The organism is Streptomyces sp. SID14515, from assembly GCF_010548505.1.
GTDB lineage: Bacteria > Actinomycetota > Actinomycetes > Streptomycetales > Streptomycetaceae > Streptomyces > Streptomyces caviscabies.
This window is the reverse complement of record NZ_JAAGMH010000032.1, coordinates 48,338-58,803: the sequence shown is the minus strand read 5'-3', so window position 1 is coordinate 58,803 and position 10,466 is coordinate 48,338. Positions and strand designations below refer to the sequence as shown.

Sequence of the window (10,466 nt, the reverse complement as noted above, 5' to 3'; positions counted from 1 at the left end):
CCCCGCGCCCTGTCCGTACCGTCGGGCCCCGCCGCGCCGCAGGCTCTCGCCCGGCTGCCGGAGACCGGGCGGGAGGCGGTGGCGCGGGCCCGTGATGCCCGGCGGCCACGCGCGGAGGCGTATCTGGCCGACTACTTCGCCGTACGGCTGCCCCTGCACGGCGACCGGTGCGGCGGCACGGATCCGGGGCTGCTGTGCGGCTTCGGGCTGCGCGCGGACGGGCAGCCGGTGGCGTACGTCGCGCAGTGCGGGACCGCGACCCGCCCGGCCGGATACCGTACGGCGGCCCGGACGATCCGGCTCGCGGACCGGCTCGGCGTCCCGGTCCTCACCCTCGTCGACACCCCGGGCGCGGCCAACGACACCGAGGCGGAACGGGCCGGCGCGGGCGCGGCCATCGCCGAGACGTTCGCGGCGATCGCGGCGGCCCGGGTTCCGGTGACCACGCTGGTGATCGGCGAGGGCGGCTCGGGCGGGGCGCTGGCTCTCGCGGCTCCGGGCAACACCCATGTCACGGCGGACAGTTACTTCTCGGTCATCGCGCCCGAACTGGCCGCCGCGATCCTCAAGCGGCCGCCGTCGGAGACCGGGGCCACCGCCGACCAGTTGCGGCTGCGCCCGCAGGACCTCCTGGACCTGGGCTTCGCCCGCTCGATCGTCGGGTGAACCGGAGGCGTGGTCACGGCTGCGGGTCGCGGGCGTCGTAGCGGGCGAAGGCGCGCCACTTCAGCGCGAGCAGGGCCACGCCCGTCACACACAGGATGCCGCCGCCGGTGACGGCGACGGCGGGCGAGGCAAGGTCGGCGACGGAACCGGCCAGGAAGTCGCCGAGGCGGGGGCCGCCCGCCACGACGACGATGAAGACGCCCTGGAGCCGGCCGCGCATCTCGTCGGGCACGGCCGCCTGGAGCATGGTGTTGCGGAAGACCATGGAGACGGTGTCGGCGCACCCGGCGAGCGCCAGGAAGAGCAGCCCGAGCCAGAGGTTACGGGTGAGCCCGAAGACGGCGATGGCGGTGCCCCAGGAGCCGACCGCCAGCAGGATCGCCAGTCCGTGCCGCCGGACCCGGCCGAACCAGCCGGAGAACACCCCGCCGAGCAGGGCGCCGAGGGCCGGAGCGGCGACGAGGAGTCCGGTGGTCCGGGCGTCACCTCCGTACCAGAGGACGGCGACGGCCGGGAAGAGGGCGCGGGGGTGGGCGAGGACCATCGCGCACAGGTCGGTGAAGAAGGTCATCCGCAGGTTGGGCCGGGTGCCGAGGAAGCGCAGCCCGTCCAGGACGGAGGCCCGCTTGCCCGTGTCGCTCTTCTGCCGGTCGGGCAGCATCGAGGGCAGCCGCCACATGGCGTACAGGGAGGCGGTGAAGCAGACGGCGTCCACGGTGTACGCGGCGCGGTAGCCCCACCAGCCGACGATCAGTCCGCCGAGCATCGGGCCGACGAGCGTGCCCGTCGTGCTGGTCATGGTGGTCAGCGCGTTGGCGGCGGGCAGCTGCTCGGCCGGGAGGAGCCGGGCGATCATCGAGGAGCGGGCCGGTGCGTTGAGGGCGAAGCAGACGGCCTGGAGGGCGACGATCGCGTACAGCAGGCCGACGTGCTCGACGCCCGCGACGGTCGCGCCCGCCAGGACGACGGAGAGGACGAACGACCCGGTGGCGCTGAACAGGCCGAGCTTGCGGCGGTCCACGGTGTCGGCGACGGCCCCGCCGTAGAGCCCGAAGACGACGAGCGGCACGAGCGAGCAGAACCCGATGAGCCCCACGGAGAACGCGGACCCGGTGATGTCGTAGACCTGGAGCGAGACCGCCAGTGCCGTCATGCCCTGGCCGATCCAGGAGACCGTGTTGCCGAACCAGAGCCGCCGGTAGTCGGGCGAGGCCCGCAGCGGCGTCAGGTCGGCGAGTATATGGCTGCGGTGTACAGGCGGTTCGCTCGTTTCGGTCACAGGGGATGGTAGCCAGCCCCTTCCCGGCGGGCCCAGGTCACCCCACCGGCTGCCGCACCAGCGAGTCCCACAGGGCCACGGCGTGCTCCACGGTGGAGCGGAGCCGTTCCAGCGGGACGCCGTCGCGGGCCTCGATCGACAGGCCGTGCAGGATCGTGGCGTAGAAGGCGGCGACCGAGCGGACGTCCGTGTCCGGGGCCAGCTCGCCCTCCTCGACGGCCCGTTCGAGCCGTTTCTCCAGCTCCGTGACCGAGGTCCGCCGCCACCAGGACAGATGCTCGGCGACCTGCCGGTTCTGATGCGAACAGTTGGTGGCCGACAGGACGATCATGCAGCCGCTGGGCGTCGCCGGGTCGGTGAAGGTGTCGATGTTGCCGCGCAGCATGGCCTCCACGGCGGCCCGTGCCGTCGGGGCCTCGCGCAAGGCCCGGTTGGTCGCCGAGCCCGTGGTGCTGTCGTAGAGCGCGACGGCCTCGCGGAACAACTGCTCTTTCGAGCCGAAGGTGTTGTACAGGCTGGCGGAGTTGATGCCCATGGCGGCGGTCAGGTCCGTGAGCTTCGTGCCCTCGTACCCGAACTCCCAGAACGTCTCCATCGCGCGCCGCAGCGCCGCGGCGCGGTCGAACGCGCGCGGTCGGCCTCTTTCGGCCATCTGTACCTCCTCCTGTGCCTCCTCGGGGAAGGGTTGCCCCCCGGACATCCTGCCTGTTTAGTATTTCTGGATCGTCCGACCTAAATATATACCTCAGCGTGAATGGAGCGAGATGCCTCAGCTTGCGGGCAAGGTGGCACTGGTGACCGGAGGAAGCCGCGGAATCGGTGCCGCGACCGCCCTCCGACTGGCGGAGGAGGGCGCGGACGTCGCCCTGACGTATGTGAGCGCGGCCGACAAGGCCCAGGAGGTCGTGAAGTCGATCGAGGCGCTCGGCCGCAAGGGCCTGGCCATCCAGGCCGACAGCGCGGACCCGGCGGCCGTCGTCCGGTCCGTCGAGCGGACCGCGGCCGAGCTCGGCCGGCTCGACATCCTGGTGAACAACGCCGGGATCTTCCCCTACGGGCCGATCGAGGGCGTGACCCTGGAGGAGATCGACCGCACGCTGGCCGTCCATGTGCGGGCCGTCTTCCTGGCCACCCAGGCCGCCATCCCGCACCTGGGACACGGCGGACGCATCATCAGCATCGGCAGTTGCTGGGCCACCCGGGTGCCGGTGCCGGACGTGACGCTGTACGCCATGAGCAAGTCGGCGCTGATCGGCTTCACCAAGGGGCTGGCCCACGACGTGGCGTCCAAGGGGATCACCGCGAACATCGTGGACCCCGGCCCCACCGTCACCGACATGAACCCGGACGGCACGGACGAGGCCGAGGAGGAGCGCCTGAGGACCGCGGCGAAGGTGCTGGGCGCGGGGGCCGACACCGCGAAAGCCGTGGCCTTCCTCGCCGGCCCGGACGCCCAGTGGATCACCGGCACCTCACTGGCGGTCGACGGTGGCTACACCGCCTGACCGTGACCGGGTCGCCGGACGGCGACGGACAGGAAGCGACGGTGCGTCGCCATGACCACCGGCGGACCGGCGACACGGACGGGCGGAGGAGCGATGGCGTGGGCGATCCTGGCGGCCGCCGCCGCTTCGATGACGGTCCGCTGGAGCAGGTCCTGCCGGGGGTGGAACGGGGTCAGCAGGAACAGGGCCCGGGTCTCCGACAGCGCCCCGGCGAGCCGCCGTCACGGTGCGACCAGAGCTCCGGCCCCGGCGTCCGCCAGCCGGTCGGGCGTCGTCCAGGGTGGTGCTGGTCGACTGGGAGCCTGAGGCTCGCGGCTTGCTCGCCCGGCTGCGGACGCTGGCCGGACGCCATCCCGGCGATGTCCGATACACCGAGCAGATCGACGAGTTGCAGGCGAGTAGCCCGGAAGTGCGTGCCTGGTGGCCGCGGTACGACAGGAACCGGCCGAATAGAGGCGTGGCCGGTCGTCACCCGCCGTTCAAGGCGAGTTCGGCGAGCAGGCCCGGTTCGGACGGGGCCCAGCCGAGGCGCTCACGCGTGAGCGCGCTGGATGCCGGGAAGTCTCCGCCGGTGAGTCGTGCGAAGAAGCCGAAGTGTTCGGCTGCCGCGTCCGCGTCCAGTGACTTCGTGGGGATGCCGAGGGTGGTGGCGATTGCTTCGGCGATGTCGCGGAAGGCGACGCCTTCTTCGGCGACTCCGTGCAGGACCGTGCCGGCGGTTGCTTCTTCGGCCGCGAGCCGGAAGAGGGTCGCGGCGTCCTCGCGGTGCACCGCGGGCCAGCGGTTGTCCCCCGTACCCACATAGGCCGACAGTCCGGTTTCACGGGCGAGGGTGATGAGCTGGGGAATGAACCCGGTGTCGCCTGTGCCGTGGACCGTCGGGGGAAGGCGGACAACGGACGACCGTACCCCGTGCTCGGCGAGACCGAGGATGTGTTCGACGGCCTCGATGCGCTTGCCCGCAGGCCCGTGCGCGACTGCTTGGTCGGTTTCCGCTGCGACCTGCCCCTCGGGGAGACCCGCGAGGCCGACGGCCATGACGAAAGGCCGCTGGGTCCCGGCGAGGGCTTCACCCATGGCTGTGACGGCCTTGTATTCCGTCTCGGCCGCACCCGCCGGGTCCGTGGTGAACGCGACGTCGTGGCGGTACGCGAGGTGGATCACCCCGCCGCTTGCTTCAGCGGCACGGCGCAGCGAGTCGGGGTCCTCGAGGTCTGCCCGGACGGGCTCGGCACCGAGTGCTCGCACCTTGTCCGCGGCGGTGTCGGACCGCGTGGCTGCGGTGACTTGATGGCCTGCGGCGATGAGTTGGGGGACGAGAGCCGAGCCGATCCATCCGGTGGCCCCGGTGACAAGAAGATTCATGGTGTGCCTCGCAGTGGTTGAAAATCCGGCCGATGGGTTCGCGGTCACCAGGCGACGGGACCGTTGACATCGGTGAAGGTCCCGGTGGGGCCATCGGCGCCGATGGTGGCCATGGCGACCGCCTGGCGAGCACCCTCCTGCGGAGTCCCGGTGCCGTGGTGGTTGTTGAGGTCGGTGGCGACGAACCCGGGGCAGACCGCGTTGACGAGGATCTTCTCGGAGGCGAGGTCACGGGCGTACATCATGGTCACCGCGGTCAGCGCGGTCTTGGAGGGGACGTAGCCCAGTGCGATGGGATCGGTGTTGGCGAAGTCGGAGATCGCCGCGAGGGAGCCGGCGCTGCTGGACACGTTGACGATCCGCGGGCTGTCGGAGTCGCGCAGCAGCGGCAGGAACGCGCTGCTGACGGTGATGACACCGAACACGTTCGTCTCGAACACGTAGCGGACGTGGTCGACGTCGGCCGAGCGGGGCAGCTGTCCCGCGAAGTCGGCGCCGGGCCGGTGGCTGATACCGGCGTTGTTGATCAGTGCGTCGAGGCGGCCGAAGCGGGACCGGACCGTCTCGGCAGCGGCGGACGCCGAGGCGGGGTCGGTGACGTCGAGGGCGACGGCGGTGACGTCGCCGCCTGCCGCGCGCAGTTCCGCGGCGGTCTCCTCACCGCGCTCGATGCTTCGTGCACCGATCACGACGGTGTGGCCGAGTTCGGCGAGCTGGGCCGCGATCTCGCGGCCGATGCCTTTGTTGCCGCCGGTGAGCAGGGCGATCATGGGGTGATTCATGGAAATCCTTCGGTACGGGTACGGGTACGGGTACGGGTACGGGGTCTGGGTCTTGGGTCTGCTACCAGGGGAGCGGGCCGTCGTCGCCGGAGAACGTGCCCGTCGGACCGTCGGGTCCGATGAGCGCCATCCGGACGATGTGCCGGGCGCCCTCTTCCACGGTCTTGGTGCCCTGGAAGTTGTTGAGGGCGGTCGCCGTGAAACCGGGGTCCGCGACGTTGACCTTGATGCCGGTCGGCTCCAGGGCGGTGGCGAATCCGAGCGTGGCGGCGTGCAGCGCGGACTTCGAGGTCGGATAGATACCGAACATGGAACGCTGCGGGTTGCTCTCGTCGGCGTTCAGCGTGAGTGAGCTGCCGGAGCTTCCCACGTTGACGATCCGCGCCGCCGGGGCCTCGCGGAGCAAGGGAAGCAGCGCCTGCGTCAGTGCGATCGGTCCGATGACGTTCGTCTCGAAGAACTGGCGGACGACGTCGGGTGTCACCTCGGTGAGCAGGCCCTGGCGGGCACGCTCCTCCAGTGGGGTGTCGGCATCACCGACGAACGAGATGCCGGCGTTGTTGACCAGGACGTCGAGGCGGCCGAACTCGTTTCGGATCCGCTGTGCGGCGGCCGCGATCGACGCCTCGTCGGTGACGTCGAGCTGCACCGCGTGGGCGTCCCCGTCGATCTCGGTCGCAGCGGCTTCGCCGCGGCCCAGGTCCCGGGAGCCGACGAGCACGGTGTACCCGTGTCCGGCGAGTTCCTTCGCCACCTGCCGGCCGATACCTGCGTTCGCACCGGTGACCAGGGCTACGGGAGTGTTCTGCATGGGATGTGCTCCTCTCGGCGGGCTGGTTGTCCAGCCCTCGGGGTGGGGGGGCTCGGCGACTACTTGGATTCGACGCGGCCGAAGGCGTCGGGGCCTGTGGCGAGTGCGTCCCGCGCCGTCTGCCAGGCGGTGTCGTCGGAGCCGAACGCGGTACGCAGGTACGCGGCGGTCAGCTCGGCGACCGCGGCGACCCGGTCGGGGCTCTCGTCCGAGGTCTCGACGCTGTCGTGGCCCTGGATCCCGCCGAAGAGGTGCTCACCGTCGAAGACGGTCAGCAGGGTCTTGGGCCCGGGAGCCAGGTGGTAGGGGTCGGCGTGCCAGTCCGGGCCCATGGTCGTCCAGTGCTGGGAGTCGTCCTTGTCGCCGGCGACGACGAGTGCGGGCGTGGTCATCGTGGTGAGGTTCATGCTGCGGAAGACCGGCACCCGGTCGGCCGCGAACCCGTCGAAGGCGTCGCCGCCCCGGCCGGTCGCGCCGATCAGCACGCCCTGCGTGATCCGGGGCTCCAGGAGGTTCACCTCTTCGTCCGTGTCGAGGTCGGTGACCCGGGCGCCGAGGAGGAGTTCGGCGGTGAAGCCGCCGAGCGAGTGACCGGCCACCGCGACCTTGCCGCGGTCGATGCGCCCGGCGAGCTGCGGCACGGCCCGCTCGATCTCGTCGAGCCGGTCGAGGATGTGGCTCATGTCCTCGGCGCGCGAGCGCCAGAACAGCGGCGCTTCGGGCCTGTCGCCGACCAGGCGGCTCAGCCTGGGGGCGCTGAGGTGGTTGGGCTGGATCACGACGAAGCCGCGGGCCGCCCAGACCTTGGCGAGGGGGAGATAGCCGTCGAGCGAGGACAGGCCGTAGGCCCCGCCGTGGCCGTGCGACAGCAGGATGACCGGCAGGTCGGCACCGGTCAGGGGCGCGGAGACACGGACTTCGAGGTCCAGGGGGCGCCCGGGCACGGTCAGCGTGATGGGGCTGACCGACAGCACGGGCGGAGCGGTCGGGTGGAGGTAGGTGTCGGCGATGGAAGTCCACTCAGGCATGGCGCATGCTCCCTTCGGAGATTCGCCGCATATAGATCGGTATGCGGCACGCAAGCACTCAGGGGTGTCCAGGTCGGCTAAGCTGAGACCGAAGCGGAACCTTGCTCCATTTCACGATACGGAGCGCCGCTCCGTATCGCAAGCGGAGAGCGGCGCGCACGGAAGGACAATGCGGTGACCCCTACGGGCAAGCCCCGGTCGGATGCGGCTCAGAGCACGCGGGCGGATGCGGTGCGCAGTCGGCAGAAGCTGCTTGCGGCCGCCGCGGAGGTGTTCGTCGAATCCGGCGTCGACGCGCCGGTCCGTGAGGTCGCGGCCAGAGCAGGCGTCGGCATGGGCACCCTCTACCGCCACTTCCCCACCCGGCCGGACCTCGTCGTCGCCGTCTTTCGCCACCAGGTCGAGGAGTGCGCCGAGGCGGGCCCGCGGTTGCTCGCGGACAACGACTCCCCCATGGAAGCGCTGCGGCAGTGGATCGACATCTTCGTCGACTTCCTCGTCACCAAGCACGGGCTGGCCCATACCGAGCAGCCCGACAGCAGCGGCTTCGGCGCACTGCACACGTACTTTCTCGACCGTCTACTGCCCGTGGCCGAGGAACTGCTCGGTGCCGCGGCCGACGCCGGAGAGATCCGGAGCGGAATCCAGCCTTACGAGCTCATGCGTGGTATCGGCAACCTCTGCATCGCGCCCGATGACCCCCGCTACGACCCGCGTCGCCTGATCGATCTGCTCCTGCGTGGCATCCAGCAGCCGAAGGCGTCCTGAGTTCGTTCCCGAGGAGCGAGCGGCCCCGGCCCGCCCCACCGAACCGTGGTGGGCGGGCCCGGTTGCCGGGGCGGGCCGTGTCAGCCTTCTTCGCTCTCCGGGTCCCAGTCGAGGAGCCGGACCTTCGCGACCGTCCGTACATGGCGGCGCATCGCCGCGGCGGCTGCCCGGCCGTTGCCTGCTTCGATCTTCTCGAAGATGGCCTTGTGCTGCGCGAACGACTTGGCGGGGCGGCCCCGTTGGCGCAGTGACTCGTGGCGGGACTCCGTGATCTGCTCGGCGATGGAGCGCATGAAGTCCGCGAGGAGCGTGCTGTGGGCTGCCGCCGTCACGGCGGCGTGGAAGCGGCGGTCGCCTTCGACGCCGTGCTCGCCTCGCTCGATCTCCTGCGCCATGAAGTCGAGGGCGTCGCGGATCGCGGCGAGGTCCTGGTCCGTGCGGCGTTCCGCGGCGAGTTCGGCGAGCTTGGTCTCCATGGCTTCGCGCGCTTCGAGTACGTCGGGGAGCCGGCGCCGGCGTTCCACGAGCTGCTCCACGGGTTCGGCGACGTCGAGGCTGTCGCCGACGAGGTAGGTGCCGCCGCCGTGGCGCACTTCGACGAGCCCTTGGACTTCGAGGACGACGATGCCCTGCTTGACCGAGGCGCGGGAGATACCGAGGCGCTGGGCGAGTTCACGCTCGGGCGGGAGACGGTCGCCGGACTTGAGGCCGGACTCGGCGGCGTAGGTGCGCAGGCGTTCGATGACCTGCTCGTACAGGCGCGTGCGCCCCATGGGTCGCAGTGCTTCGGACATGGCCCACCCCCTCCCGTGGATATCCGCAGCGTAGCAGCGGGGTTGGACAAGTGGCTGAGCCAATTTGCGCGCACCCCCTTGACGCGGACGAGTGCGCCCCCGACTCTGTGGGACACCCAATCGACCAAGTGGCTCAGCCACTTGGCCAATCCTGCACCCGGGGAGCCCCCGATGTCCGCGGAACTGATCTCGATCCTTGTCCTCGTGGTGGTCTTCGTGATCGCCACCACCCGCTCGATCAACATGGGGGCGCTGGCTTTCGCCGCGGCGTTCGGCGTCGGTGAACTCGTCGCCGACCTCGACGCGGACGGCATCTTCGCCGGATTCCCGGGCGACCTCTTCGTCGTCCTGGTCGGCATCACGTATCTCTTCGCCATCGCCCGAGCCAACGGCACCACCGACTGGCTGGTGCATGCCTCCATCCGCCTGGTCGGCGGGAGAATCGCGCTGATCCCCTGGGTGATGTTCGTGATCACCGGAGTCCTCACGGCGATCGGCGCCGTCAGCCCGGCCGCGGTCGCGATCGTCGCGCCGATCGCGCTCAGCTTCGCCGCGCGCCACGGCATCAGCCCGCTCCTCATGGGTGCGATGGTGGTCCACGGCGCGCAGGGCGGCGGGTTCTCGCCCATCAGCATCTACGGCTCGATCGTCAACGGAATCGTCGAGCGCGAGAACCTCCCGGGCAATGAAGTCGCCCTGTTCCTCGCCTCTTTGGTGGCGAACCTGATCATCGCGGCCGTCGTCTTCGTCCTGTTCGGCGGACTGAAGCTGGCCCGCCACCGTGCCGACGCCGACAGCACCGGCGAGGACGGCGACAAGGGCGCGACCTCGGAGTCCGGCGCAGCTTCGGAGTCCGACGAGGAGACCCGCCTCACCCCGCCCCGGATCGCCACCCTCATCGCCCTCGTCGCCCTGGTCGTCGCCGTGCTCGGCTTCGACCTCGACGCCGGTCTCACCGCCGTCACCCTCGCCGTCGCACTCAGCGCCGTCTGGCCGGCGACCAGCCGCAAGGCCGTCAGCGAGATCGCCTGGCCGACGGTGCTCCTCATCTGCGGTGTCATCACCTACGTGGGCGTCATGGAAGAGATGGGCACCATCACGTGGGCGGGCGAGGGCGTCGGCGACATCGGCATACCGCTGCTCGCGGCGCTCCTGCTCTGCTACGTCGGCGCCATCGTCTCGGCCTTCGCCTCATCCGTCGGGATCATGGGCGCCCTGATCCCGCTGGCCGTCCCGTTCCTCGCGCAGGGCGAGATCGGCGCCGTCGGAATGATCGCCGCGCTGGCCGTGTCGGCGACGGTCGTGGACGTCAGCCCCTTCTCCACGAACGGCGCCCTCGTGCTGGCGGCCGCGCCGGATGTCGACCGCGAGCGGTTCTTCCGGCAGCTCATGATCTACGGCGGTGTCATCGTCGCCGCGGTCCCCGCCATCGTCTGGCTGGTCCTGGTGGTCCCCGGATTCGGGTGAC

The 10,466-nt window shown here is 70.8% G+C and carries 11 protein-coding genes and 1 pseudogene; 5 read left to right on the top strand and 7 right to left on the bottom strand.

Annotation, left to right across the window (positions count from 1 at the left end; all coding sequences use genetic code 11):
- Positions 1-666: carboxyl transferase domain-containing protein (locus G3I54_RS06155; protein WP_275407923.1), on the top strand; the 666-nt coding region annotated here is incomplete at its 5' end.
- 13 nt (positions 667-679) lie between these two features.
- Here the strand turns inward: G3I54_RS06155 and G3I54_RS06150 are convergent.
- Together G3I54_RS06150 and G3I54_RS06145 are read right to left on the bottom strand one after the other, a co-directional pair.
- A complete protein-coding gene (locus G3I54_RS06150) occupies positions 680-1,945 on the bottom strand; it encodes an MFS transporter (protein WP_164611916.1) in 1,266 nt (421 codons plus the stop codon).
- 37 nt (positions 1,946-1,982) lie between these two features.
- Positions 1,983-2,597 carry a TetR/AcrR family transcriptional regulator gene (locus tag G3I54_RS06145; protein WP_164611914.1) on the bottom strand — a complete coding sequence of 205 codons (615 nt, stop codon included), beginning with the start codon at positions 2,595-2,597 and terminating at the stop codon, positions 1,983-1,985.
- A 112-nt stretch (positions 2,598-2,709) separates the two neighbouring features.
- Between G3I54_RS06145 and G3I54_RS06140 the strand changes: the two genes are divergently transcribed.
- Together G3I54_RS06140 and G3I54_RS06135 are read left to right on the top strand one after the other, a co-directional pair.
- The gene (locus tag G3I54_RS06140) at positions 2,710-3,450 is read left to right on the top strand and encodes a 3-oxoacyl-ACP reductase family protein (protein WP_164611912.1); all 741 of its coding nucleotides are present in this window, start codon (positions 2,710-2,712) and stop codon (positions 3,448-3,450) included.
- A gap of 271 nt (positions 3,451-3,721) precedes the next feature.
- Positions 3,722-3,898 (top strand): annotated as a pseudogene (locus G3I54_RS06135) (transcriptional regulator); the annotation flags it as partial.
- Between the two features lie 20 nt (positions 3,899-3,918).
- On the opposite strand, the gene G3I54_RS06130 reads toward G3I54_RS06135, so the two are convergent.
- The 4 genes from G3I54_RS06130 to G3I54_RS06115 form a co-directional block, all read right to left on the bottom strand.
- Complete coding sequence (locus tag G3I54_RS06130; RefSeq protein ID WP_164611910.1) at positions 3,919-4,815, bottom strand: SDR family oxidoreductase; 897 nt, start codon at positions 4,813-4,815, stop codon at positions 3,919-3,921.
- Between the two features lie 44 nt (positions 4,816-4,859).
- Positions 4,860-5,597 (bottom strand): SDR family oxidoreductase, encoded by a 738-nt coding sequence (locus G3I54_RS06125; protein ID WP_164611908.1) that lies wholly within the window; start codon positions 5,595-5,597, stop codon positions 4,860-4,862.
- A 61-nt stretch (positions 5,598-5,658) separates the two neighbouring features.
- The gene (locus tag G3I54_RS06120; RefSeq protein ID WP_164611906.1) at positions 5,659-6,408 is read right to left on the bottom strand and encodes an SDR family NAD(P)-dependent oxidoreductase; all 750 of its coding nucleotides are present in this window, start codon (positions 6,406-6,408) and stop codon (positions 5,659-5,661) included.
- Between the two features lie 59 nt (positions 6,409-6,467).
- A complete protein-coding gene (locus G3I54_RS06115; RefSeq protein WP_164611904.1) occupies positions 6,468-7,436 on the bottom strand; it encodes a chlorophyllase in 969 nt (322 codons plus the stop codon).
- 174 nt (positions 7,437-7,610) lie between these two features.
- Between G3I54_RS06115 and G3I54_RS06110 the strand changes: the two genes are divergently transcribed.
- A complete protein-coding gene (locus G3I54_RS06110; protein ID WP_164611902.1) occupies positions 7,611-8,204 on the top strand; it encodes a TetR/AcrR family transcriptional regulator in 594 nt (197 codons plus the stop codon).
- 80 nt (positions 8,205-8,284) lie between these two features.
- Here the strand turns inward: G3I54_RS06110 and G3I54_RS06105 are convergent, their stop codons facing one another.
- Positions 8,285-8,998 carry a FadR/GntR family transcriptional regulator gene (locus tag G3I54_RS06105; protein WP_164611900.1) on the bottom strand — a complete coding sequence of 238 codons (714 nt, stop codon included), beginning with the start codon at positions 8,996-8,998 and terminating at the stop codon, positions 8,285-8,287.
- A 171-nt stretch (positions 8,999-9,169) separates the two neighbouring features.
- Here G3I54_RS06105 and G3I54_RS06100 point away from each other — a divergent pair, with 171 nt between their 5' ends.
- Positions 9,170-10,465 carry an SLC13 family permease gene (locus G3I54_RS06100; protein ID WP_164611898.1) on the top strand — a complete coding sequence of 432 codons (1,296 nt, stop codon included), beginning with the start codon at positions 9,170-9,172 and terminating at the stop codon, positions 10,463-10,465.
- Position 10,466: the final 1 nt, after the last annotated feature.

What these genes read in the sequence shown, in the direction of transcription:
- G3I54_RS06145 (WP_164611914.1), bottom strand. Translation starts at nt 2,597, where the DNA reads ATGGCCGAAAGAGGCCGACCGCGCGCGTTCGACCGCGCCGCGGCGCTG.
- G3I54_RS06140 (WP_164611912.1), top strand. Translation starts at nt 2,710, where the DNA reads ATGCCTCAGCTTGCGGGCAAGGTGGCACTGGTGACCGGAGGAAGCCGC.
- G3I54_RS06130 (WP_164611910.1), bottom strand. Translation starts at nt 4,815, where the DNA reads ATGAATCTTCTTGTCACCGGGGCCACCGGATGGATCGGCTCGGCTCTC.
- G3I54_RS06125 (WP_164611908.1), bottom strand. Translation starts at nt 5,597, where the DNA reads ATGAATCACCCCATGATCGCCCTGCTCACCGGCGGCAACAAAGGCATC.
- G3I54_RS06120 (WP_164611906.1), bottom strand. Translation starts at nt 6,408, where the DNA reads ATGCAGAACACTCCCGTAGCCCTGGTCACCGGTGCGAACGCAGGTATC.
- G3I54_RS06115 (WP_164611904.1), bottom strand. Translation starts at nt 7,436, where the DNA reads ATGCCTGAGTGGACTTCCATCGCCGACACCTACCTCCACCCGACCGCT.
- G3I54_RS06105 (WP_164611900.1), bottom strand. Translation starts at nt 8,998, where the DNA reads ATGTCCGAAGCACTGCGACCCATGGGGCGCACGCGCCTGTACGAGCAG.
- G3I54_RS06100 (WP_164611898.1), top strand. Translation starts at nt 9,170, where the DNA reads ATGTCCGCGGAACTGATCTCGATCCTTGTCCTCGTGGTGGTCTTCGTG.